At 68.4% G+C, this 24,242-nt stretch carries 19 protein-coding genes; 8 read left to right on the top strand and 11 right to left on the bottom strand.

What is annotated here, in order from left to right:
- Nucleotides 1-657: 657 nt before the first annotated feature.
- Nucleotides 658-1,977 (top strand): Hint domain-containing protein, encoded by a 1,320-nt coding sequence (locus AC2ITM_RS18150; RefSeq protein WP_486469541.1) that lies wholly within the window; start codon nucleotides 658-660, stop codon nucleotides 1,975-1,977.
- 112 nt (nucleotides 1,978-2,089) lie between these two features.
- On the opposite strand, the gene AC2ITM_RS18145 is transcribed toward AC2ITM_RS18150, so the two are convergent.
- The gene (locus AC2ITM_RS18145) at nucleotides 2,090-3,331 is read right to left on the bottom strand and encodes an aminopeptidase (protein ID WP_486469540.1); all 1,242 of its coding nucleotides are present in this window, start codon (nucleotides 3,329-3,331) and stop codon (nucleotides 2,090-2,092) included.
- 202 nt (nucleotides 3,332-3,533) lie between these two features.
- On the opposite strand from AC2ITM_RS18145, the gene AC2ITM_RS18140 reads away from it, so the two are divergent.
- Nucleotides 3,534-4,400, top strand: a complete 867-nt coding sequence (locus AC2ITM_RS18140; RefSeq protein WP_486469539.1) for an SPFH domain-containing protein — start codon at nucleotides 3,534-3,536, stop codon at nucleotides 4,398-4,400.
- A 41-nt stretch (nucleotides 4,401-4,441) separates the two neighbouring features.
- Nucleotides 4,442-4,675: an NfeD family protein gene (locus AC2ITM_RS18135; protein ID WP_486469768.1), complete on the top strand. Its 234-nt coding sequence runs from the start codon at nucleotides 4,442-4,444 to the stop codon at nucleotides 4,673-4,675.
- On the opposite strand, the gene AC2ITM_RS18130 is transcribed toward AC2ITM_RS18135, so the two are convergent.
- A complete protein-coding gene (locus tag AC2ITM_RS18130) occupies nucleotides 4,665-5,663 on the bottom strand; it encodes an AraC family transcriptional regulator ligand-binding domain-containing protein (RefSeq protein WP_486469538.1) in 999 nt (332 codons plus the stop codon). The genes AC2ITM_RS18135 and AC2ITM_RS18130 overlap by 11 nt on opposite strands.
- Nucleotides 5,664-5,797: 134 nt before the next feature.
- Here AC2ITM_RS18130 and AC2ITM_RS18125 point away from each other — a divergent pair, with 134 nt between their 5' ends.
- The 4 genes from AC2ITM_RS18125 (at nucleotide 5,798) to AC2ITM_RS18110 (ending at nucleotide 10,616) form a co-directional block, all read left to right on the top strand.
- Nucleotides 5,798-7,225: an APC family permease gene (locus AC2ITM_RS18125; RefSeq protein WP_486469537.1), complete on the top strand. Its 1,428-nt coding sequence runs from the start codon at nucleotides 5,798-5,800 to the stop codon at nucleotides 7,223-7,225.
- A gap of 42 nt (nucleotides 7,226-7,267) precedes the next feature.
- A complete protein-coding gene (locus tag AC2ITM_RS18120; protein WP_486469536.1) occupies nucleotides 7,268-9,226 on the top strand; it encodes a primary-amine oxidase in 1,959 nt (652 codons plus the stop codon).
- Between the two features lie 4 nt (nucleotides 9,227-9,230).
- Nucleotides 9,231-9,752, top strand: a complete 522-nt coding sequence (locus tag AC2ITM_RS18115; RefSeq protein WP_486469535.1) for a hypothetical protein — start codon at nucleotides 9,231-9,233, stop codon at nucleotides 9,750-9,752.
- 69 nt (nucleotides 9,753-9,821) lie between these two features.
- On the top strand, nucleotides 9,822-10,616 hold the full coding sequence (locus AC2ITM_RS18110; protein WP_486469534.1) for a DUF1295 domain-containing protein: 795 nt from the start codon (nucleotides 9,822-9,824) through the stop codon (nucleotides 10,614-10,616).
- Here AC2ITM_RS18110 and AC2ITM_RS18105 read toward each other — a convergent pair.
- Complete coding sequence (locus AC2ITM_RS18105; RefSeq protein WP_486469533.1) at nucleotides 10,613-11,452, bottom strand: CPBP family intramembrane glutamic endopeptidase; 840 nt, start codon at nucleotides 11,450-11,452, stop codon at nucleotides 10,613-10,615. The two genes, AC2ITM_RS18110 and AC2ITM_RS18105, sit on opposite strands and share 4 nt — an antisense overlap.
- A 104-nt stretch (nucleotides 11,453-11,556) precedes the next feature.
- On the bottom strand, nucleotides 11,557-12,210 hold the full coding sequence (locus tag AC2ITM_RS18100) for a TetR/AcrR family transcriptional regulator (RefSeq protein WP_486469532.1): 654 nt from the start codon (nucleotides 12,208-12,210) through the stop codon (nucleotides 11,557-11,559).
- 298 nt (nucleotides 12,211-12,508) lie between these two features.
- On the opposite strand from AC2ITM_RS18100, the gene AC2ITM_RS18095 reads away from it, so the two are divergent.
- Nucleotides 12,509-14,944: a membrane-bound PQQ-dependent dehydrogenase, glucose/quinate/shikimate family gene (locus AC2ITM_RS18095; RefSeq protein WP_486469531.1), complete on the top strand. Its 2,436-nt coding sequence runs from the start codon at nucleotides 12,509-12,511 to the stop codon at nucleotides 14,942-14,944.
- A gap of 156 nt (nucleotides 14,945-15,100) precedes the next feature.
- Here AC2ITM_RS18095 and AC2ITM_RS18090 read toward each other — a convergent pair whose 3' ends face one another.
- The 7 genes from AC2ITM_RS18090 to AC2ITM_RS18060 all read right to left on the bottom strand — a co-directional run bounded on the left by AC2ITM_RS18090 (nucleotide 15,101) and on the right by AC2ITM_RS18060 (nucleotide 24,092).
- Nucleotides 15,101-16,117 carry a zinc-dependent alcohol dehydrogenase family protein gene (locus AC2ITM_RS18090; RefSeq protein ID WP_486469530.1) on the bottom strand — a complete coding sequence of 339 codons (1,017 nt, stop codon included), beginning with the start codon at nucleotides 16,115-16,117 and terminating at the stop codon, nucleotides 15,101-15,103.
- Between the two features lie 104 nt (nucleotides 16,118-16,221).
- Nucleotides 16,222-17,115, bottom strand: coding sequence for a LysR substrate-binding domain-containing protein (locus AC2ITM_RS18085; protein WP_486469529.1), 894 nt, complete (start codon nucleotides 17,113-17,115; stop codon nucleotides 16,222-16,224).
- A 560-nt stretch (nucleotides 17,116-17,675) separates the two neighbouring features.
- Nucleotides 17,676-18,461 (bottom strand): crotonase/enoyl-CoA hydratase family protein, encoded by a 786-nt coding sequence (locus AC2ITM_RS18080; RefSeq protein ID WP_486469528.1) that lies wholly within the window; start codon nucleotides 18,459-18,461, stop codon nucleotides 17,676-17,678.
- Nucleotides 18,458-19,315 carry a hydroxymethylglutaryl-CoA lyase gene (locus AC2ITM_RS18075; protein WP_486469527.1) on the bottom strand — a complete coding sequence of 286 codons (858 nt, stop codon included), beginning with the start codon at nucleotides 19,313-19,315 and terminating at the stop codon, nucleotides 18,458-18,460. The genes AC2ITM_RS18080 and AC2ITM_RS18075 overlap by 4 nt, the downstream gene beginning before the upstream one ends.
- On the bottom strand, nucleotides 19,308-21,311 hold the full coding sequence (locus tag AC2ITM_RS18070) for an acetyl/propionyl/methylcrotonyl-CoA carboxylase subunit alpha (RefSeq protein WP_486469526.1): 2,004 nt from the start codon (nucleotides 21,309-21,311) through the stop codon (nucleotides 19,308-19,310). The genes AC2ITM_RS18075 and AC2ITM_RS18070 overlap by 8 nt, the downstream gene beginning before the upstream one ends.
- A gap of 10 nt (nucleotides 21,312-21,321) precedes the next feature.
- The gene (locus AC2ITM_RS18065) at nucleotides 21,322-22,929 is read right to left on the bottom strand and encodes a carboxyl transferase domain-containing protein (RefSeq protein ID WP_486469525.1); all 1,608 of its coding nucleotides are present in this window, start codon (nucleotides 22,927-22,929) and stop codon (nucleotides 21,322-21,324) included.
- Nucleotides 22,929-24,092, bottom strand: a complete 1,164-nt coding sequence (locus tag AC2ITM_RS18060) for an acyl-CoA dehydrogenase family protein (RefSeq protein ID WP_486469524.1) — start codon at nucleotides 24,090-24,092, stop codon at nucleotides 22,929-22,931. The genes AC2ITM_RS18065 and AC2ITM_RS18060 overlap by 1 nt, the downstream gene beginning before the upstream one ends.
- Nucleotides 24,093-24,242: the final 150 nt, after the last annotated feature.

Here is a 24,242-nt window from a genome sequence, read left to right as displayed (position 1 = left end):
CGATGCCGGCCTTGGCCAGGGATACCGGCTCCGATTGGGTCCGCGCGCGTTCGAAGACGGCGCCGATGTCGGCGGCAGGGGCGGTCTCGTCGGCGAGATATTCGCCCGAACCTCACTCCGAAAGGCATCCAGACAGGACCGGGAGGAGGGCTCCGCCTTTGGGGACGGCCCCCATGTCGGGATGGTCTGCCGGATGGAATGAACCGGCGGGCCGCATCGGCCTCATGGCTTCGTGGGAAGGGCAACCCAAAGGCGAAGGTCCAAGCCTGAACTGCGCGCGGTCTTCAATGCTTTCAGCGGCATGTGGTGCCCCGCCGGGATCCTGAAGCGATGACATTCCGGGCGCCCGGCCGTAAAGGTCTTGGCAGGGCTTGACAGGGCCCGTGCCCCCCGTGCAGCCGACACGGCATACACACGGCATTCACCATGTCATAGGGCCCCGGGACCCAGAGAGGGGATGGCGTCCGAACGCGCATCCGGCTGGCGCCGCCCTTGTCCGCAAGGGGCCGGAAGGCGGTCACGATACGGCAAGGCTGCCTTTTCATTTTTAGGTGCATTTGATTTACATGATTCTCCTTTAGCGTGCAATTAACCACGCTTTCCAGCCGCGAGGCTGCGGACCAGACTGACTGACGCGCTTCCGAGGGAGGATCAGACATGGCGCTTCTGGATGTGGCCCTGGCCCAGAGTTCCGTCACCTACGTGGACACCACCACCAGCCCGGACGAGACCGACCTGGTGGATGCCGGGGTGCTGACGGCCGACACGGTGGTCTATTACGGCAACGGCACGCTGAACCTGACCGATGTGCTGGGGGCGAATGCGCTGACCGATGGCTATACGGTGGTCACCGGCGGGGCGGATGTGACCTATGATGTCGGGATCCTGGACGTCAGCGCGCTGACCTCGAACACGATGATCATCGACGGCGACAGTTCGATCACGCTGGATGCCAGTGCGATCAGCGTCGCCAGCAGCGTGACCAACCTGCTCAACAATACCACCATCGCCTTCAGCGGCTCGGGGGCGGGGACCTTTACCTACGAACGTCCCACCATCGGCCTGCTGTCGGCCACCTACATCACCGTCGAGGAAATGGGCGGCGGCGACAAGGTCGTGATCCCGATTGCCGGCGACGGCTTTCTGGGCGGCAACCAGTACACGCTGCGGGTGGCGGCGGCGGGCTACAGCGGCGGCTACCTGACGCTGGTGAACGGCACGGGTCTGAACGCGGTCTATGTCCAGATCGCCATGACCCAGGCGGAATACGATGCCTTCGCCGCCAACCCCACGGCCTATCTGAATGGCGCGACCGACACCTTCACCTTTCCCGGCACCGATACCGGCGATGTCTACGAAATCCCCTGCTTTCTGCGCGGCACGCTGCTGGACACCCCCGGCGGCCTGCGCCGGATCGAAGACCTGGCGGTGGGCGATCTGGTGCTGACCCGCGACCACGGCCCCCAGGTGGTGCGCTGGATCGGGGCGCGCAGACTGTCGCGGTTCGACCTGCTGCGGCAGCCGAACCTGGGGCCGGTGCGCATCCGGGCCGGGGCGCTCGGGCGGGATTGTCCGTCGCGTGACCTGCTGGTGTCGCCGCAGCACCGGGTGCTGGTGCGCTCGAAGATCGCGCAGCGGATGTTCGGCCAGACCGAGGTTCTGGTCGCCGCCAAGCAGCTTCTGGACATCGAGGGCATCGAGTTGGCGCAGGGGCTGGCCGAGGTCGAGTATTTCCACTTCCTCTGCGACGACCACGAGATCGTGCGATCGAACGGCGCCGAGACCGAAAGCCTGTATCTGGGCCGCGAGGCGCTGAAAAGCGTGGGGTCCGAGGCGCGGGCCGAAATCGCCGCGCTGTTCCCGACGCTTCTGGCCGGGGCGGCGGAACCCGCGCGGGCACGCGTCATGCCGCGCGGACGGGTGGCCCGCCGGATGGTCGACCGGCACAACCGCAACCATCGCGCGCTGGTGTCCTGACGCCGGTCTGGCCCGCCCCCGGCAGGGACGGGCCTTTCGTGAAAGGGCCTTTCGCGACTAGGCTTTTCGCGACAGGGCCTTGCGGAGCGGGGCCTTGCGGGAAAGGGGCGCCTCAGCGCGCCCATTCGCCCTTGCGGAAGACCGGCACCCGGGTGCCATCGGTACGCAGGCCGTCGATGTCGGTGTCAGGCCCGCCGATCATCCAGTCGACATGGATCATCGAGCTGTTGCCGCCCTGTGCCGCGATCTGCTCGGCGCTCAGGCTGGCGCCGTCCAGGAAGCACTTGGAATAGCACTGACCCATGGCGATGTGGCAGGCGGCGTTCTCGTCGAAGAGGGTGTTGTAGAACAGCAGCCCCGTCTGCGAGATCGGCGAGCTGTAGGGCACCAGCGCCACCTCGCCCAGCCGCCGCGCGCCCTCGTCACTGTCAAGCATCCGCTGCAGCACGGTTTCCCCCTTCGAGGAGCGCGCCTCGACGGCGCGGCCGTCCTCGAAGCGCATCTGGATCTCCTCGATCAGGGCGCCGTTGTGCGACAGCGGCTTGGTGGCGCGCACGGTGCCGTTGACGCGATGGGCATGGGGGGTGGTAAAGACCTCTTCGGTGGGGATGTTGGGGTTGCAGGTGACGCCGTTCTGCGCCGCCGATGCCCCGCCGTGCCATTCGTGCCCCTCGGCCAGGCCCACCGTCAGATCGGTGCCGGGGCCGGTGAAATGCAGCGCCTCGAAGCGTTCCTCGTTCAGCCAGGACGACCGGGCCCGCAGCGCGGCATTATGCGCGGCCCAGGCGGCGACCGGATCGTCGTTCATCACGCGGCTGGCGGCAAAGATCGCATCGGCAAGCTTCGCAATGGCCTCGGCCTCGGGCAGGTCGGGGAAGACCTGTCGCGCCCAGCCTGCGGTCGGATAGGCGGTGATGTTCCAGTTGATCACGAAGGTCGAGATCTTTTCCAGCGCCGGCTTGTAGGCCATGGAATTGGCCTTGTTGGCGCGGGCGACCTTCTCGGGGTCCTGGGCGGCCAGCGCCATCGGATCGGCCCCGGCGATGGCCATGCGCGCGGCACCTGCGTCAAAGGCCTGCGCCATGCCGCGGTACAGCCAGTCGGGCGCACGGTCAAAGCTGGCGTCGGGGGCGTTCTGGAAGCGGGCGCGGGCGATCTCGTCATCCGACAGGATCGGGGTGACGATGCCGGCACCGGCGCGGTAGGCGCTGGCGGCGATCTCGCGCACCAGGGGCAGGGCCTCGGCGGGGGCGGTCAGCACCAGGTCCTGACCCGGCTGAAGGTTGAGGCCGACGCGCACCGCGACATCGGCAAGGCGGGCCAGCAGGACGGGATCTAGGACGGGGGCGGTCATGGCAACTCCTTCGGTCTGGGGGCTCGGGTGGCGAAGCCCTGAGAGGAACCTGCCGATCCCGGCGGCGAGTGCAAGGGGGGCGGTCCGGTTTGGCGATGTTCATCGCGGCCCTGAGGGGCTAGACTGCGCCCCGGAGGGGTCGCCGCGGCGGCCCGTGGGACGGCCCGAAGGCACCGCTGCCCCGGGAAGAGAGGAGGCCACCATGCCACAACCCGAAATCCTGCCCCTTGCCATCGCGGCGCTGGTGCTGCTGGCGGCCTATCTGGCGGTGCGCATCGTGCCGCAATCGGAAAAGCATGTGATCGAACGGTTCGGCCGGCTGCGCGCGGTGCTGGGCCCGGGGATCAACTTCATCCTGCCCTTCGTCGACCGGGTGGCGCACAAGATTTCCATTCTGGAGCGCCAGCTGCCCACCGCCGAGCAGGACGCCATCACCTCTGACAACGTGCTGGTGAAGGTCGAGACCAGCGTCTTCTACCGCATCACCGAGCCGGAAAAGACCGTCTACCGGATCCGCGATGTCGATGCCGCCATCGCCACCACGGTCGCGGGCATCGTGCGCTCCGAGATCGGCAAGATCGAGCTGGACCAGGTGCAGTCGAACCGCACCGCCCTGATCGAGCAGATCCGCGAGGCGGTGCGCGCCATGGTCGACGACTGGGGCATCGAGGTCACCCGGACCGAGATCCTGGACGTGAACCTGGATGATGCGACGCGGGCGGCAATGTTGCAGCAGCTGAACGCCGAGCGCGCCCGCCGCGCGGCCGTCACCGAGGCCGAGGGCCGCCGCCGCGCGGTCGAACTGCAGGCGGATGCCGACCTTTACGCCGCCGAGCAGGCCGCCAAGGCCCGCCGTGTCACCGCCGATGCCGAGGCCTATGCCACCGGCGTCGTCGCCAAGGCCATTGCCGAAAACGGCATCGAGGCGGCGCAATACCAGGTGGCGCTGAAGCAGGTCGAGGCGCTGACCGCTGTGGGGCAGGGCAGCGGCAAGCAGACGGTCATCGTTCCGGCGCAGGCGCTGGAGGCCTTCGGGGATGCCTTCCGCATGCTGCGGGGCAAGTCGTGATCCCGGGCTGGGCCTGGCTGGTCGGCGGCTGCGTGCTGGCCATGCTGGAGCTTCTGGCCCCGGCCTTCGTGTTCCTGGGCTTTGCCATCGGCGCGGCGCTGACCGGGGTTCTGGTCTGGACCGGGCTGCCGCCGGGGGGCTGGATGGCGGTATCGTTGGGGCGGCAGTTGATGGTCTTTGCGGTGCTCTCGGTGCTGGCCTGGCTGGCGCTGCGCCGCTGGGCGGGGGTGCGCCGCGGCCAGGTCAGGATCTGGGACCGCGACATCAACGACTAGGCGGCGGCCAGCCCTGCCGGGCCCGCCACAGCACCGCCGCATCGGCATAGCCCAAACGGCGGGCCAGTTCGGCGCGGCTGTCGATGCCCTCGGCCTCCAGCATCGCCAGGCGGCGACGGCGTTCCTCGGCCAGCAGGGCACCCAGGTTCTGGCCCTCGGCGGCCAGGCGGCGCTGCAGGCTGCGCGGCGCCATCCCCAGATCGCCCGCCAGCGCCGCCAGCGTCACCGGTGCCACCCCCAGCCGGGCCGAGATCCGCCCCCTTAGCCGCGCCGCCACCGGTCCCGCGCCGCCCCCCATCACCAGGTCCGAGACATGGCGCCGGATCACCGCGATCAGGTCTCGGTCCTCGGGGCGCACGATCCGGTCGATGCCGGGCTGGTCGCACAGGATGCAGTCGCTGGCCTGGCCGCCCACCACCGGCCCGCCGAACAGATGTTCCAGCGGCCCCGGATCCGGGACCGGCTGCACCAGCTGCACCTCGAGCGGCGCCCAATCGGGATCAAAGCCCAGCCGGATCAGCTGGCTCATCGCGGCCAGGCTGAAGACCGCATCCTGCGGAAAGCGGCCGGGCGCGGTGCCGATCACCCGATAGCCCAGCACCACCATGCCCTCGGCCCGGCGGACCGAGACCTCGGTCGCGCCCTGCAGAGCCGAAGTATACCGCGCCAGCCTCTGCAGGCCGCGCCAGATGCTGGCGGATTGCAGCACCAGAATGCCCAGCGGCCCCAGATCGCCGGGCCGGATCCGCGCCCCCAGCCGGGCCCCCAGCAGGGGGTCGCGGGCGCGGGCGGCAGCGGCTTCGAAAAACGTCAGGTAGGCCCCCAGCGGCACCGGCGCGTAATCGTCGGTCAGTGCCTCGGGATCGATCCCCGCCGCCTGCAGCGCCGTCCCGATCAGCGCCGGATCAGCCGAGAAATGGTCCAGGATCGGCCGCAGGACCGTGGCGCGTACTGCCACATTTCCGGGCAGCCCGGGTGAATCATGCATGCTGGATGTCATTTATGCCCCAAGAGCCGCAAACAGTGGCGTGAATTATCGCAGATCTGGCGCGATTTACAATTTCAGCGTCGGCCTGTCCCGCAGTCTTGCCCCAACGTGAGACACCAGACAGTGAGACAGGAATGACCACCGCATCAAACGCGGGTCAGCTGACCCGGAACTCCATCGGCCTCGCCCATATCGTCTTTTTCGTCGTCGCCGCGGCCGCGCCGCTGACGGCGGTGGTGGGCGCGACGCCCCCCGCCTTTGCCTTCGGATCGGGCGTCGGCGTGCCCGGCGCCTTCGTCGTCGCCGGGCTGATCTACCTGGTCTTCTCGGTGGGCTTCACCGCCATGAGCCGCCATGTCGGCAATGCCGGCGCCTTCTACGCCTATATCACCCAAGGTCTGGGCCGCCCGGCGGGCATCGGCGGGGCGCTGATGGCGCTGGCCACCTATTTCGCCGTGCAGCTGGCGATCTACGGGCTGATCGCGGTCTTTCTGGGGGGCGCGATGCAGGGGCTGGGGATCACGCTGCCCTGGTATGTCTGGTCGCTGATCGTGCTGGGGCTGGTCACCATCTGCGGCCAGTTCAACATCGCCGTGTCGGGGCGGATCCTGGGCCTGTGCATGCTGGCGGAAATCGCCATCCTGACGCTGCTGGATCTGGGCATCATCCTGAAGGGCGGCGCCCAAGGCATCACCTTGGACGGTCTGCACCCGGCGCAGGTCTTCGGCCCCGGTTTCGGCGTGACGCTGGTCTTCGTCATCGGCTCCTTCATCGGCTTCGAGGCCACCGCCATCTTCGCCGAAGAGGCGCACCGCCCCGAACGCACCATCCCCCGCGCAACCTATCTGGCCGTCGCGATCATCACCGTCTTCTACGCCTTCTCGACCTGGGCCATCGTGCAGTACTACGGCGCGGCCAAGGTGGTCGAAGTGGCCAATGCCTCGCTCGATGCGTTCTACTTCACCGCCGCCGGAGACGTGCTGGGCGGCTGGGCCGTGGCGGTGCTGAACATCCTGCTGATCACCAGCCTGTTTGCCTGTGTCCTGAGCTTCCACAACACGCTGAACCGCTACCTGTTCGCCCTTGGCCGCGAGAAGCTGGTGCATGAGGTGCTGGCGAAGGTCCACATGGACCATGGCTCGCCCTACATGGCGGGGCGGGTGCAGGCGGTGCTGGTTGCCGTGGCGATCGCGATCTTTGCCCTGCTGCAGGCCGATCCCTATACCGTGGTGTTTTCCTGGATGTCGGGGCTGGCGGTGGTGGGCATCCTGGCGGTGCAGGTGCTGGTTTCGGCCGCGATCATCGCCTTCTTCCGCCGCAACAGCTTTGGCCGCAGCCCGCTGGTGACGCTGGTCGCGCCGCTGGTGGCACTGGTCCTGCTGGCCGCCTGCTTTGTCCAGGTGGGGCTGAACTTCGGCATGCTGACCGGCAGTTCCAACCCCGTGGTGCTGGCCTTCCCGGTGCTGATGCTGGTGCTGGGTCTGGCGGGCGGCCTTTTCGCCCTGCGGATGCGCAGCGCCGATCCCGATGCCTATGCCCGGCTGGGCAAGGCCTTCGACTGACTTCGGGCGCTCCGGCGCCCTACTGAAAGACAGGACAATTCCATGAACACCCATGTTTCCCCGCAGGCCACCCTGCCGCGCCACCCGCTGGACCCGATCACCGCGGCCGAGGTGCAGATCCTGAAAGCCACCCTGGCCGAGGCCGGCATCGAAGGTCCCGCCATCCGCTACAGCTATGTCATGCTGCGCGAACCCGCGCGCGAGACTCTGGCCGCCTGGACCCCCGGCGCCACGGTGCCGCGCGAAATCGGCGTGCTGGTGATGGACAAGGACGCCAACACCGCCCGCGAGATGGTCGTGGATGTGGTCGCCCGCAGCATCGTCCATGACCACGCGCTGAACCCCGCCACCGATGGCTGGGGCCCGATCCTGGACGAGGATTACGTTGCCGCCGAAGAGATCGCCAAGGCCGATGCGGGCTATCGCGCGGCGCTGGCGAAACGCGGCATCACCGATCTGGACCGGGTGCGCTGCGCGCCTCTGTCCGCCGGGGTCTTCGGTCATGAGGACGAGGTCGGGCTGCGCATGATCCGCGTCCTGAGCTTCCTTGATACCGAGGGCACGCATGCCATGTTCGCCCATCCGATCGAGGGCGTGGTGGCCCATGTGGACCTGACCGGGCATCGGGTGCTGCGGCTGGTCGATACCGGCTATCCCACCGTTCCGGCGGAAAGCGGCGACTATCTGGACCCCGCCGTCACCGGGCCGCTGCGCACGGACATGAAACCCCTGCACATCACCCAGCCGGAAGGCGCCAGCTTTACCATGAAGGACCACGTCCTGCGCTGGCAGAACTGGCAGATCCGGGTGGGCTTCAACGGCCGCGAGGGGCTGACGCTGCACGACATCGCCTTCAATGATCGCGGCCGGATGCGCCCGATCCTGAACCGCGCCTCGGTGTCGGAAATGGTCGTCCCCTATGGCGAGCCGCAACCCACCCACGACTGGCAGAACTACTTTGACGCCGGCGAATACCAGTTCGGGCGGCTGGCGAATTCGCTGGTGCTGGGCTGCGACTGCCTGGGCAAGATCCATTACGTCGACGCCACCGTGGTCGATGATTTCTGCGAACCGGTGCTGCTGCCCAACGCCATCTGCATCCACGAGGAAGACTTTGGCACCCTCTGGAAGCACACCGATTTCATGACCGGTCAGGGCCAGGTGCGCCGCCAGCGCCGCCTTGTCATCAGCTTCTTCGTGACGGTGGGCAACTACGACTACGGCTTCTACTGGTACTTCTACCTCGATGGCCGGATCGAGCTGGAATGCAAGGCCACGGGCGTCGTCTTCACCTCGGGCCACCCGGGCGGAGCCTATGAATTCGCGACCGAAATGGCCCCCAGCCTTGGTGCGCCGATCCACCAGCACATGTTCTCGGCGCGCCTTGACGTGGCGATCGACGGCCCCCGCTGCCATGTCGATGAAATCGAGGTCGCGCGGCTGCCCATGGGGCCTGAAAACCCGCTGGGCAACGCCTTTACCCGCACGATCACCCGCCTGACCAGCGAAACCGACGCCCAGCGGATCGCCGACAATGCCAAGGGCCGCGTCTGGCGCATTGCCTCGTCCGAGGCGAAGAACCGCGTGGGCGAGCCCACCGCCTTCGTGCTGGTGCCCGAGGGCCAGCCACTGCTGCTGGCGGCGGACGAAGCCTCGATCCGCAAGCGGGCGCATTTCGCCACCCGCAGCCTGTGGGTGACGCAGTTCGACCGCGATCAGCTGTGGGCGGCAGGCTATACCCCGAACCAGCATCCGGGCTATGCCGGTCTGCCCAGCTATGCCGCCGGCAACCGCAGCGTCGATGGCGAGGACATCGTGGTCTGGCACAGCTTCGGCCTGACCCACTTCCCCCGCCCCGAGGACTGGCCGATCATGCCGGTGGACTACGCGGGCTTCAAGCTGCGCCCCGAGGGGTTCTTTGACCGCAACCCGACGCTCGATGTGCCCGAAGACCCGAACGGGCGCGAACATTCCGCGCGCTGCTGCGGCATGGGGCACTAGGGGCATGGGCCTGTGGCACCTTGGACTGCTGGGGCTGGCGGGGGCGGCAACGGCGATCTGCCTGCGCACCGCGCCGTCCCGGGCCATCGCGCTGCAGGCCCTGCTGTCCTTCGGCGCGATGGCGGTGGCGATGCTGGCACCATGGCCCGCCGTGGCCCATGCGGCGGTCTGGGTGCTGGTGGCGGCGGGGACCCTGCCGCTGCTGCTGCGCCTCGCCCCCGGAGACATGACGCTGCACCGCTCGGTCTCGTGCCTGGCGATGGGGGTGGTGATGGCGGGGGCGGCGGCGCTGAACAGCGGCGTGATCTGCGGCGGCGGCCAGATCGCGCTGCTGAGCGCGCAGGGCCTGTTCCATACCCTGCTGCCCGCCGGCACGATGTACCTGGTGCATCTGGCGGCGCTGGCCGCGGGCCTTTACCTGGTGCTCAGCCTGGGGTTGGCGCTGCGCATGGCCCCGCGCGCCCACCGGGCCGAGACGCTGCTGATGTGTGCCGCGACCCTCGGCATGGCCTTGCCTGCGCCCTGAGGGCGCTCTGGCGTTCCGGCGCCGGGTTTGCGATCCTTGCGGGCCTTGCCACCGGTCCGGGACGTGATCATGCCGCTTTCCTTTCTTGTTGCCGCCTGGGCGCTGTGCCTGGTGATCTCGGCGCTTGGGTTCCTGCGCAGCGACTGGTTCATCAGCATCGGCTACGGGCTGTCGATTTCGGGGATGGCGGTGCTGTCGGCGCTGTGGTTCGCGCCCTCGCTGGGGGGCATGGCGGCGGTACAGTTGCTGCTGCTGCTGGCCTATGGGCTGCGACTGTCGATCCACCTGATCCGGCGCGAGGGGCGCCCGTCTTACGCTGCGGAACTGCAGGCCTCGAAGGCGCGCAGTGCCGGGATCCGGGGCGGGGCGAAGGGGGCGATCTGGCTGGGCGTTTCGGCGCTTTACGTGGCCATGGCCTGGCCCGGCGCGGTGGCTGCGGCGCATCCGGGGCTGCGGCTGTCGGGCATTGCGGGTCTGCTGGTGATGGCGGCGGGGCTGGTCGGTGAATACCTGGCGGATGTGCAGAAGACCCGCGCCAAGGCCACGGCCCCCGGCGCCTTCGTGCGCACCGGTCTTTACGCCCGCTGCCGCTATCCCAACTATTTCGGCGAGATGGTCTTTTGGTTCGGCAATGCGCTGGCTTCGGTCGCGGTGCTGGGCACGCCGCTGTCATGGGGGCTGATGGTGGTGGGGCTGGCCTGCATCTGGCTGATCATGCTGGGATCGGCCCGGCGGCTGGAGCTGAAGCAGCAGGCGCGCTACGGCGCCGATCCCGCCTTTGCCGATTACGTCGCCCGGGTGCCGGTGCTGGTGCCGTTCGTCCCGCTTTATTCCCTGCAACGGCTGAGGATCTATCTGGGCTAGGCGGCCAGCGCCGGGTAGGTGAACAGCAGCAGCTGCAGCAGGTTAAAGCCGAAATGGCACAGCACCGCGCTGCGCAGCCCGCCGCCGAACTGATAGGCCACCCCATAGGCTAGCCCCGCGCCCCCGGCCAGCACCGCAAAGGCGGCTCCGCCCCCAAGATGGGCCAGCCCGAACAGCGCCGCCACCGTCAGGATCGCGGGCCAGCGCCCGATGCGGGGGGCCAGCCCGGCCTGCAGGTAGCCGCGAAAGAAGGCCTCTTCCGGCAGGCAGGTCAGCAGCAGGTTGCCGGCGATGAACAGCGGCAGCCAGCCCGGCACCGAGACCTCCCAGGCGATGAAGCGGATCTCCAGCGCCAGCGCAAGGACCAGCGCCAGGATCAGCGCCGCCCCCCCGATCGCGCCACGCTGCAACGGGCCGGGCGCACGCAGCAGCCCCGGAAGGGCCAGAAGCAGCAGGAAGAACGAGAACGGCTTTTCCAGTCCGACGCCGTAATCGAAGGGCAGGCTGCGCGGGCCGGTCTGGACCTGGGCCAGCAGCACCACCCTGTCCGAGCCGGGCACCAGCCCCAATCCGAAGGCCAGGCAAGCCAGGATCAGCGCCGCATGGCCAAGGGGATGCAGGCGCGCGGGCAGGCGTGGCAGGCGCGCCGCCGCCAGCAGCGCCGCCGCGCAGACCGCCGAAGTGCCCGGGCCCTGTACGCCGGTGATGCAGGCCAGCAGCGCCGTCAGGGCCAGCAGCACCAGCGCGGCGACACGCCAGCCGCGCCAACCGGCGCTCAGCGCCAGCAGCAGGGGCAGCCAGGGGGTGATCTGTGGCCAGGGGGCTGCCAGGGTCATCGGTGCGGGCCTTTCGGGGCTGCGGCCCGGGCCGGGGCCGGGCGGGAAACTGTCGCGCCGGATCTAGCAGCCCTGTCCACTGCTGGCACCTGCAAAGGGGCGGATCAGCCCGCCGGGGCCGGCGTCGCGAGGTAGGCCATGACCATGCCGATGATCATCGCCTTCTGTTGTGCGCGCAGCTCCGGGGCCAGCATGTCGCGTTCGAACAGCGCCTTGAAGCTATGCCGGTTGGCCACCCGAAACACGCACAGCGCCGAGATCATCTGATGCAGGTCCAGCGCCGCAACGTCGCGGCGGAACTGCCCGGCCTGCTGCCCCCGCTGCAAGATCTCTGCCAGCAAATCCAGGATCCCGCCGTTCTGCGATCGCAGGACCTTCGATTTCAGCAGGTGCTCGGCGCGGTGGATATTCTCGATCATCACCAGCTGGACAAAGTCGGTATTGTCCGTGTCGTGATCGAAGGTCGAGGCGATCAGCTGTTCCATCGCCTGTTCAGGCGGCAGGCGGTGCAGCTGCAGGTCGGCTTCCAGCGCGCGGATCCTGGCATAGGCCTGTTCCAGCACCGCCAGGAACAGGCCTTCCTTGTTGCCGAAGTAATAAAAGATCATGCGTTTTGAGGTCTGCATCTGTTCGGCGATGCGCTCGACCCGGGCGCCCTGGTACCCTGCGGCGGCGAATTCATGGGTCGCGGCCACCAGGATGTCGTCTCGGGATTTCTGGGCGGCGCGCTGCCGCTGGGTCTGGGGAAGGTCCTGCATGATGGCGCGACTAAGCGGTTCGCGGGGGGTGCTGGCAAGCCCGAAGCGGAAGGGGCTGACGCGAAAGTGACCGTTTTCCGGCGCGACATTCCGTCTCTGGCCATCAACCCAAAAGTGAACGGTTTCAGCGGTATGATGCCGATGGAGGGCGCCCCGGCAGGGGCAGCATGCGCCTTGGGCATATCCGCTATGCATGGCATTTCGCGACGAAAGCGGTATGGCGGCGGCGGGACTCATGTACCGTGCGGTTAATGAAATTCCGCAACGGGGGTCAATGCAGTCAAACGGACGGATTGAGATGACAGAGAACACATACGCGGTCTCCAGGACCGCGCGGGGTGTCCTGGTCGTGCTTGGCATCCTGTTCGCCCTGGTCGGGCTTGGCCTGGCGGGCGGAGGGATCATGCTGATCACCCGGGGCGGAAGCTGGTACTATCTGGCGATGGGCCTGGCGGTGCTGGTGGCGGGCGTGCAGATCGCCCGGGGCCGGATCGGCGGGGCACGGCTGTATTTCGCGGCGGTGATCCTGACCGCGATCTGGGCCTTCTGGGAGGCCGGGCTGAACTTCTGGGCGCTCGAGGCCCGCATCCTGACCTTCACCATGGCGGCGCTGGTGCTGTCGTTCTTCGTGCCGCTGCTGCGTCGCGCCGGAGGGTTGGCGCCCAAGACGGGCCCGGCGGCCAGTCTGATGGTGCTGCTGGCGGTGGTGAACGGCGGGCTTTTTGCCGGCATGTTCCTGCCCCATGGCATCCACAATGCCAACATCGACACCGCGGCCCTTGCCGCCGCCCAGCCGAACCCGCAGCAGAACTGGTCCAGCTACGGCGGCAATGGCAAAGGCCAGCGCTTTGCCGCGCTGAACCAGATCACCCCCGCCAACGTGCAGGATCTGAAGGTTGCCTGGACCTTCCGCACCGGTGACGTGCCGCAAAGCCCCGGTGGCGGCGGTGCCGAGGACCAGACCACCCCGCTGCAGATCGGCGACACGCTTTATGTCTGCACGCCGCACAACAGCGTCCTGTCGCTGGACGCGACGACCGGCAAGGAAAACTGGCGCCACGATTTCCCGACCGACACCCGGACCTGGGTGCGCTGCCGGGGCCTGGCGTATTTCGACGCCACCCAGCCGCTGCCGCAACCCGACCTGCCGCAGTCCAGCCCGGTCACCCCGGTCAGCCTGGATGCGGATGCGACCTGCCAACGCCGCATCTTCATGAACACCATCGACGCCGTTCTGGTGGCGCTGGATGCCGATACCGGCAAGCTGTGCAGCGATTTCGGCACCGACGGCAAGGTCGATCTGAAGGCGGGTCTGGGGGCGGCGCAAAGCCCGCTTTATTCGCTGACCTCGCCGCCGACGGTGGCAGGTTCGACCGTGGTGGTGGGCGGCCGGGTGGCCGACAACGTGGCGCTCGACATGCCAGGCGGCGTGGTGCGCGGCTTTGACGTGATCACCGGCCAGCTGAAATGGGCCTTCGACCCCGGCAACCCCCAGGACCGCGCGGCCCCCGCTGCGGGCCAGACCTACACCCGCTCGACGCCGAACGTCTGGGCGCCGATGACCTATGACGCGCGCTCCAACACCGTCTTCATGCCCGTCGGCAACGCCGCCATCGACCTTTGGGGCGTGCCGCGCACCCAGCTGGACGAGAAATACGGCGCCTCGATCCTGGCCCTCGATGCCACCACCGGCAACGAGAAATGGGACTACCAGACGGTGCACCACGATCTGTGGGACTATGACGTGCCGATGCAGCCGACGCTGCTGGACTTCACCGCAGCCGATGGCAGCAAGACCCCGGCGCTGGCGATCGGCACCAAGATGGGCCAGCTGTTCGTGCTGGACCGGGTCACCGGCCAGCCGCTGACCAAGGTCGACAACATCCCCGTCAAGCCCGGCCCTATCGAGAACGAGCAATATGCCACCACGCAGCCGCTCTCGACCGGGATGCCGCAGATCGGGGCGCCGGTCCTGCATGAAACGGACATGTGGGGCATGACGCCCTTCGACCAGCTGGCCTGCCGGATCATCTTCCGGGGCATGCGCTATGACGGGCTGTTCACCGCACCGGGGCGCGACACTTCGCTCAGCTTCCCGGGTTCGCTCGGAGGGATGAACTGGGGCGGGCTGTCCTACAACCCGGTGACCCAGACGCTGTTTGCCAATGACATGCGCCTTGGGCTGTGGGTCAACATGGTGCCGCAGCAGGCGAATGCCAAGGCCAGCAACGGCAGCGAGGCCGTCAATGCCGGCATGGGGGCTGTGCCGCTGAAAGGCACGCCCTATTCGGTGAACAAGAACCGCTTCTTCTCGCCGCTGGGCATTCCCTGTCAGACCCCGCCCTTTGGCACGCTGAGCGCGGTCGACATGAAGACCCAGAAGCTGGCCTGGCAGATCCCGCTGGGCACCGTGCAGGACACCCGCCTGTTCGGCATCAAGATGAGCCTGCCGATGCCGATCGGCATGCCGACGATCGGCGGGTCGCTGGCGACGCAGGGCGGGCTGGTGTTCTTTGCCGCAACGCAGGACTTCTACCTGCGGGCCTTTGACCAGACCACCGGCAAGCAGGTCTGGAAGGCCCGTCTGCCGGTCGGCAGCCAGGGCACGCCGATCAGCTATGTCTCGCCCAAGGACGGGCGTCAGTATGTCGTGATCTCGGCCGGGGGGGCGCGCGACAGCGACATCCGCGGCGATTATCTGGTGGCCTATGCGCTGCCCGAGGCAGCGCACTGACCCTTCCGCATGCGGACAGACCATTGGGGGCGCCGAAGGGCGCCCCCTTTTGCATTTGCCCCCATTTACATTTGAGGCCGGGCGCGCTGCCCCATGCCGCTGGCGGATCTGCGCCCGACAGAGCGCCCTTGGGGGGCGTGCCCCCCAAGGCCGGGATCAGACCCGCAGCAGGGATTTGATGGCGCGCCGTTCGTCCATCGCGCGATAGCCCTCGGCCACATCGGCCAGCGGCAGCTCCAGGTCAAAGACCCGGCCCGGATTGATCTCGCGGCGCAGGACGCTGCCGATCAGATCGGGCAGGAAGCGGCGCACCGGGGCCGGCCCGCCCAGCAGCTGACGCTGTGCAAAGAACAGCTCGGCCCCGTCGAAGGTGACGCCATGGGGCACGCCGACAAAGCCCACCGCCCCGCCGGGACGGGCACCGTAGATCGCCTGGCGCATCGACTGGGCATGTCCCACGCATTCCATCACCGCATCGGCACCGACACCGCCGGTCAGCTCCTGGATCTTGCGGATACCGTCTTCGCCACGATCACTGACGATGTCGGTGGCGCCGAACTCCAGCGCCAGCGCCTGGCGGGCGGGGTGGCGCGACATGGCGATGATGCGTTCGGCCCCCATCTGCCGGGCCGACAGCACCGCCATCAGCCCGACCGCCCCGTCGCCGACCACCGCCACCGTCATGCCCGGCTGCACCCCGGCCGCATCACAGGCAAAGTAGCCCGTGCCATAGACATCCGAAACCGCCAGCAGCGACGGGATCAGGTCTTCGTCAGGCGGGGCCTCCAGTGCCACCAGCGTTCCGTCAGCCAGCGGCACCCGCGCCAGCGGCGCCTGCGCCCCGGTCATGAATTCCCGCTGCTGGCAGGAGGACTGAAAACCATGGGCGCAATGCGGGCAGCTGTTGTCGGACAGCACGAAGCTGCCGACAACGAACTGTCCCGGACGGACCGAGGTAACCTGTGCCCCGACGGCCTCGACCACGCCGCAGTATTCATGACCCATGGCCTGCGGGGCGGTGACCGGCTGGGCACCGCGATAGGGCCAGAGGTCGGACCCGCAAACGCAGGAGGCCGCCAGGCGGATGATCGCATCGGTGGGTTTCAGGATCTCGGGCTCGGGCACGTCCTCGAAGCGGACATCCCCGGCACCGTAGAGCATCGTGGCTTTCATGGATCTTCCTTTCGTTTCCGGCGGCAAGATAGGCCTGCGGACCCGAACGGATTAGCCCGCGACGCGCGCTTGCGGTGATGCGCGGGCGTCATGAATGGCGCCACCTAATCGCGGTAGCGCAGCGCCTCCAGCACCAGCCGGAAGGCGGGCGAGGCCTGCCGGCGCGACGGATAATAAAGGTGATAGCCCGGGAAGGGCGGCGAGAAGGCCTCGAGCACCGGTTCCAGCCGTCCGGCCGCGATCATCTCTCGCAGGTGGTAATCGGGCAGGCAGCACAGGCCCAGCCCGTCGAGGCAGGCGGCGATGATCACATCGACATCATTGCTGACCAGCTGCCCCCCGACCCGCAGGTTGAGCGGCCTGCCGTCATGTTCGAATTCCCATGGGTAAAGCCCCCCAAGCGTCGGCAGGCGCAGGTTGATGCAATTATGCGCGGTCAGCGCCTGCGGCGTTTCGGGGCGGCCATGGGCGGCGAAATAGGCCGGGCTGCCGACTGTCAGCATCCGCAGGTCGGGTCCGATGCGCAATGCGATCATGTCCTTTTCGACATCCTCTCCCAGCCGGACCCCGGCGTCGAAGCGGCCTTCGACGATGTTGGTCATCTGCTGTTCGATGGCCAGTTCCAGCTGCACGTCGGGATGTGCGGCCAGCACCGGCGACAGCCGCGGCCAGAGGATCTCGGTTGCGGCATGGCGCGAGGTGGTGATGCGCACTGTCCCCGCCGGCCGGCTGCGCAGCGCATCAAGCGAGGCCAGCCGGCCGGCAATGTCGTCGAAGGCGGGGCGCAGGGTCTCGGCCAGCTGCTCTCCGGCGGGGGTGGGGGCGACATTGCGGGTGGTGCGCGTCAAAAGCCGCAGGTCCAGCCGTTCCTCCAGCCGCCGGACCGTATGGCTGAGGGCGCTCTGCGAGGTCCCCAGCCGCGCCGCGGCACGGGTAAAGCTGCGCTCTTCGCAGACCGCGAGAAAGGCCATCAGGTCTCCCAGTTCATCGCGCTTCATTCCGCGCCTCCTGCGTGAAAGGACAAAGCCTGCATTGCTAGCGGGGCCGCGGCGGGCCGGTCAAGGCGCCGCGCATCCGGCGGTGGGGGGGCAAAGCCCCCGAAGGCGCCAGGCACGGGGGGGGGGCGGTGGATGCGGGCCCTGCAATATCGGGTTGGCCGGGCCCCATCCCACAAGCCCCATCCCAAAGACCATGCCTGCCACAGGCAAGCCCCGGCGATCCGGGCGGGACGCGGTGGGGTGGCCCCCGACCCGGATCGTCGGGGCAAGGCCAGGCCAGGGCCTGTGCGGTGGCCGGTATGCCCCGGAGCACCGGCAAAGATTAGCCCGGTTCGCGATATTGTCGTGATGCGGCCGCTTCATCAATGTTGCGCCCGATCCTGCACCGAAGGGGCCTGCGGTGCCCCGGGCCGGACGCCCCGGCGCAGGCGGCTTGTCGGACAGCCCCCGTTTTCGCAGGTCGCAGCCGCGCCGCGATCCGGCCATGCCCCGATGGCGCCGAAGGCCGCCGTCCGGGGATAAGGGCCTGAAAGATGCCCCGCCCCCAGCGGGATGGGGGGTTAGCGGACCCAAGGCGGGGGGCGTTTCCCGAAAAAGGCGTCGATGCCCTGGATGGCTTCGCTGTCTTCCCAGCTGTCCGCCAGCCGCTCGATCGTGGCGTCGATGGTCGCGGCGTCGATGGCGGGCCCAAGAAAACGGGCCAGCGCCTTGGCGCGGCCGACGGCGCGGGGTGCCGCGGAAAGGTAGGGCAGGACTTCGGCGTCAATGGCCGCGTCCAGCTGTCCGGCGGGGACCGAACGCGCCACGATGCCAAGCGCGGCGGCCTCGGCGCTGTCGAAGAGGCGCCCGGACATGAAGACCCGCCGGGTGCATCCCTCGCCCAGCCGGGCCATGACATAGGGGCCGATCGTGGCCGGGATCAGGCCCAGCCGCGTTTCGGTCAGCCCGAACCTGGTGCCCTCTGCCGCGATGGCGACATCGCAGACGCAGGCCAGGCCGATCCCGCCGCCGAAGGCGCCGCCGTGGATGCGCCCGATCAGCGGCACGGGCATCGTGTTCAGCGCCTGCAGCATCCCGGCCAGCTGGCGGGCCGCATGCAGGCGCGTCGCCCGGTCGGCATGGATCTGCGCCTGCATCCAGCCCAGATCCCCCCCGGCGCAAAAGACCTTGCCCGCGCCGGCCAGGACCATCGCGCGGGTCGTGTCCCGGGTGCCGATGCTCTGGGCAAGAGAGGTCAGCTCGGCGATCATGGTCGCGCTCAGGGCATTGCGCGTATCGGGACGGTTCAGCGTCACATAGACGATACCCCGGTCATCCCGGCGCAGATCAAGGGTGTCATAGGTCATCGCGCATCTCTCAGGCCCTTGGCAAAGTCCGCCGCGACCGCCAGCCGGTCGGCGTCGATGCCGGTTGTCATTCCCTGCTCCGCCAGGAAGGCGATGACCCGTTCGGTTGCGACATTGCCCCTTGCGCCCGGGGCATAGGGGCATCCCCCCAGACCTGCGACGGCCGCATCAAAGCAGCGCAGCCCGCGGTCCAGGCTGACGGCGATGTTGCGCAGGGCCAGGCCGCCGGTGTCGTGGAAATGGCCGGCCAGACGGTCCGCGGGGATGGCTTGCAGCACGACATCCAGCATCGCGCCGACGCGCCCGGGGGTGCCGGCGCCGATGGTGTCGCCAAGGCTGATTTCGTAGCATCCCATCGCCAGCAGAGCCTGTGCCACGGTGGCGACGCTTTGGGCGGGGACCCTGCCGTCATAGGGGCAGTCGGTCACGCAGGACACATAGCCGCGCAGCGGCAGGCCCGCCGCCCGGGCCGCCGCCGCCACCGGGGCAAAGCGGACCAGGCTGTCGGCAACCGAGCAGTTGATGTTCGCCCGACTGAACCCCTCCGAGGCCGAGGCGAAGATCGCCACCTCATCCGCCCCGGCGGCCAGGGCGGCCTGGAAGCCGCGCAGGTTCGGCACCAGGGCGGCATAGGCGGTGCCGGGGACGCGGCGGATGCCCGTCAGCACCGCCGCCGCATCGGCCATCTGGGGCACCCATTTCGGACTGACAAAGCTGGTGACCTCGATCTTGCGAAAGCCGCAGGCGGCCAGCAGCTCGACCAGCCTGATCTTGCGCGCCGTCGGGACCTGGGTACGCTCGTTCTGCAGGCCGTCGCGGGGCGCCATCTCGAAGATCGTGACGGGGTCAGTCATGGTGGGGCTCCAGGGTCAGCAGGATCGCGCCATTGCCGACCTGCTCGCCCTCGGCAGCCAGCAGCTCGGCCACGATGCCGTCGCGGGGCGCCCTTAGGGTGTGCTCCATCTTCATGGCCTCCAGCACCAGCAGGGCATCGCCCCGGGCAACCTGGGCGCCGACCGCCGTGGTGACGGCGCGGACCAGCCCGGGCATGGGGGCGGTGACGACATCGCCGCCCGCATCATCCTCTGCCGCCACAGCCAGCACATCGGGCACCCGGAACCCGAAGCCCTGGCCATCCAGGAAGACCGAAACCTGCCCGCCCCGGCACAGCACATGGGCCGAGCGCTGCCGCTGCGCGGTCAGAAAACGCACGTCGCTTCCCCGGATGGCCAGGACCGACAGCTCCAGCGTCTGCGGGCCATCGCAGATGCGGTAGTCGGCCGGTCCCGCGAAGGCCACGGTCAGTGCCTTGCGGGTCCCGTCGGCCTCCAGCGTGACCGAGTGCTGCGCGGTTTCCCAGTGTCGCCAGCCCGAAAGGCAGCTCCAGGGATCGTCAGATGCCGCAGGGCGCAGCAGGCCGAGGGCGCCGAGGGCGGCCAGCGCGGTGACCTCGGGAGGGGCTGCGGGCGGCGGCATCAGCACCGCAAGATCGCGCCCGATCAGCCCCGTGTCGACCTGCCCCCTGACCACCGCGTCATGGCGTGCCAGCGCGCCCAGAAAGGCCAGGTTGGTGACCGCACCGGCGATCCGGCAGCCCTCCAGCGTGGTTGCAAGCCGGTTCAGCGCGGCATCCCGGGTCGGGCCATGGACGATGACCTTGGCAATCATCGGATCATACCACGGGCTGATCTCGTCCCCGTCCCGCACGCCCGCGTCGATCCGCACGGGGCCGCGATCAAAGGCAACGGCATCGGGAAAGTGCAGGTGGTCCAGCCGGCCGGTCGCGGGCAGAAAGCCCTTCTGCACGTCCTCGGCGTAGATCCGCGCCTCGAAGGCCCAGCCGTCGATCCGCAGTTGATCCTGCGTCACCGGCAGCGGTTCTCCGGCTGCCACGCGCAGTTGCAATGCGACGAAATCAAGGCCGGTGATCGCCTCGGAGACCGGATGTTCGACCTGAAGGCGGGTGTTCATTTCCATGAACCAAAAGCCGTCCTCGCGCAGCGGACCCGAGGCATCGACGATGAATTCGACCGTCCCGGCCCCGCTGTAGCCGATGGCCCGGGCCGCATCGACCGCCGCCCGCCCCATGGCCTGACGCAGGGCGGGGGGCATGTCGGGCGCGGGGGCTTCCTCGATGACCTTCTGGTGGCGGCGCTGCAACGAACAGTCGCGTTCGAACAGGTGGATCACATGGCCATGGGCATCGCCGAACACCTGGATCTCGATGTGGCGCGGCCGGGCGATGTATTTTTCGATCAGGCAGGCCGGGTCACCAAAGCTGGCCTGCCCCTCGCGGCGCGCGCCTTCCAGCGCCGCCGGGAAATCTTCGGGCCTTTCGACCAGGCGCATGCCCTTGCCGCCGCCGCCCGCGCGCGCCTTGATCAGGACGGGATAGCCGATCCGCGCCGCCTCGGCGGCCAGCAGATCGGGGTCCTGGCTGGCGCCGTGATAGCCCGGCACGACCGGGACACCGGCCTGTTCCATCAGGGTCTTGGCCGCATCCTTCAGCCCCATCGCCCGGATCGCGGCGGCGGAGGGGCCGATGAAGACAAGGCCCGCCGCCTCGACTGCGGTCACGAAATCCGGGGCCTCCGACAGAAAGCCATAGCCCGGATGGATCGCTTCGGCGCCGGTGCGCAGGGCGGCCGCGATGATCTTGTCGCCCAGAAGATAGCTTTCGGCGGCGGCAGCCGGGCCAAGGCGCACCGCTTCGTCGGCCATCGCGACATGACGGGCGCGGGCGTCGGCATCGGAATAGACGGCCACCGTCCGCACCCCCAGGCGCCGGGCGGTGGCGATGATACGGCAGGCGATTTCCCCCCGGTTGGCGATCAGGATCTTCTTGAACATCGGGGCCTCCTTACATCCTGAACACGCCAAAGCGCGTCGGTTCGATCACCGCGTTCAGCGCCGCCGAAAGGGACAGGCCCAGGACCTCGCGCGATTTGCGCGGATCGATGATGCCGTCATCCCAGAGCCGCGCAGAGGCATAGAGCGGATGCGACTGGCGTTCGAACATCTCCAGGGTGGGGCGCTTGAAACGCGCCTCGTCTTCGGCGGACCAGCTGCCGCCCCCGCGTTCGATCCCCTCGCGGCGCACGCTTGCCAGCACGCCCGCCGCCTGTTCGCCACCCATGACCGAGATCCGGGCATTCGGCCAGCTCCACAGGAAGCGCGGGCCGTAGGCGCGCCCGCACATGCCGTAATTGCCCGCCCCGAACGATCCGCCCACCAGCAGGGTGATCTTGGGGACCCGGGTGGTGGCAACGGCGGTGACCAGCTTGGCGCCATCCTTGGCGATGCCGCCGGCCTCGTAGCTGCGCCCGACCATGAAACCGGTGATGTTCTGCAGGAAGACCAGGGGGATGTTGCGCTGGCTGCACAATTCGATGAAATGGGCGCCCTTGACGGCGCTTTCCGAAAACAGGACCCCGTTGTTGCCGATGATGCCCACGGGCATCCCCATGAGATGGGCAAAGCCGCAGACCAGGGTCGTGCCGTAGCGCGCCTTGAACGCATCAAAGCGAGAGCCGTCGACCAGCCGGGCTATGACCTCGTGGATGTCATAGGGGATGCGCAGATCGGCCGGCACGACGCCCAGGATCTCTTCGGGATCATAGAGCGGCGGCTCGATCGGGGCACGCTCCAGCTGCTGCGGCTTCGTCAGGTTCAGATTGGCCACCGCCCGGCGCGCCAGCGCCAGGGCATGGGCGTCATCCTCGGCCAGGTCATCGGCCACGCCCGACAAGCGCGTATGCACATCGCCGCCGCCAAGCTCCTCGGCCGAGACGACCTCGCCGGTGGCGGCCCTGACCAGCGGCGGTCCGGCCAGAAAGATCGTGCCCTGGTTCTTCACGATGATCGTGACATCCGACATGGCGGGCACATAGGCCCCGCCCGCCGTGCACGCCCCCATGACCACGGCGATCTGCGCAATGCCCTTGGCCGACATGTTGGCCTGGTTGAAGAAGATCCGGCCAAAGTGATCGCGGTCCGCAAAGACCTCGTCCTGGTGCGGCAGATGTGCCCCGCCGCTGTCGACCAGATAGACGCAGGGAAGGTGATTGGCCTCGGCGATCTCCTGGGCGCGCAGGTGCTTCTTGACCGTCATCGGATAGTAGGTGCCGCCCTTCACGGTGGCATCGTTGCACAGGATCATGACCTCGCGGCCGCAGACGCGCCCGATCCCGGCAATCAGGCCCGCGCCGGGCGAGGCCCCGTCGTAAAGGTCATGCCCGGCAAACAGGCCGATTTCCAGGAAGGGGGCGCCGGGATCCAGCAGGCCCGCAACCCGGTCCCGCGGCAAAAGCTTGCCACGGGCAAGATGCCGGGCCCGCGCCCTGTCGCCGCCGCCTGCGGCCGCCATCGCGGCGGCCGCCCGCACAGGTGCCATGGCCGCTTCGTGCGCGGCGCGGTTGGCGGCAAACGCCGCAGAGCGGGGCGAAATCGAGGACTGCAGCACGCTCATCAGCGCATCGCCCCCATCAGTTCCCGCCCGATCAGCATGCGCCGGATCTCGGATGTGCCGGCGCCGATCTCCATCAGCTTGGCATCCCGGAAGATCCTGCTGACGGGGGTTTCGTTCAAAAAGCCCGCGCCCCCCATGGCCTGCACCGCCTGATGCGCGACCACCATCGCCTCTTCCGAGGCATAGAGCACGCAGGCCGCCGCATCCTGGCGCGTCACCTGGCCACGATCACAGGCGCGGGCCACTTCGTAGACATAGGCGCGGGCCGAGTTCATCTTGGTGTACATGTCCGCGATCTTGCCCTGCATCAGCTGGAAATCCCCGATACTTCGGCCGAACTGCCGGCGCTGGACCATGTAGGGCATCACCTCGTCCAGGCAGGCGGCCATGATGCCAAGGCCGATCCCCGACAGCACCACCCGTTCATAGTCCAGCCCCGACATCAGGACACGCACCCCCTCTCCGACCCGGCCCAGGACGTTGTCGCGGGGCACTTCGACATCCTCGAAGATCAGTTCCGCCGTGTCCGATCCGCGCATGCCCAGCTTGTCGAGATGCGGTGATTGCGAAAAGCCGGGCATGGTCCTTTCGATCAGGAAGGCGGTGATGCCCCTGGATCCCGCGTCGGGATCCGTCTTCGCATAGACGACAAGCGTATCGGCCTCGCCGCCATTGGTGATCCAGAACTTGCTGCCGTTCAGCACGAAGCGGTCGTCCTTGGGGGCCGCGCGCAGGGCCATGCCCACGACATCGGATCCGGCCCCGGCCTCCGACATCGCCAGAGCGCCGACGTGTTCCCCGCGGATCAGCCCGGGCAGGTAGCGCTGTTTCTGCGCCGGGGTGCCGTTCAGCGCGATCTGGTTCACGCACAGGTTCGAATGCGCCCCGTAGGACAGCGCCACCGAAGCGCTGGCCCGGGCGATTTCCTCGATGGCGACGACATGGGCCAGATATCCCATCCCCGCGCCGCCATCGGCTTCGGCCACGGTGAGGCCCAGCAGGCCCAGGCGGCCCAGCTCTTGCCAGAGCGCGGAGGGAAATGCGTTGGTCCTGTCGATCTCCTGCGCCATCGGTCGCAGCCGGTCCTGCGACCAGCGCTGCACCATGGCGCGCAGGGCGTTCACCTCTTCGCCCAGGTCGAAGGTCATGGATGCCGTGAACATGTCGTCTCCTCCTCATGCCGCGATGGCGCTCTTGCTGCGGTTGGGCCGTGCCAGGCGGATCCGGTCCCGTCCCTGCGTCCATCCCTGGCGGGAGCGCCGGCGGAGCGGATCACCACCGCGCCCCTCCCGTGGCGACAGCAACCCTAAGGG

Source organism: Pseudooceanicola sp. NS-SX9, assembly GCF_057380705.1.
This window is presented reverse-complemented; position numbering and strand designations above follow the sequence as displayed.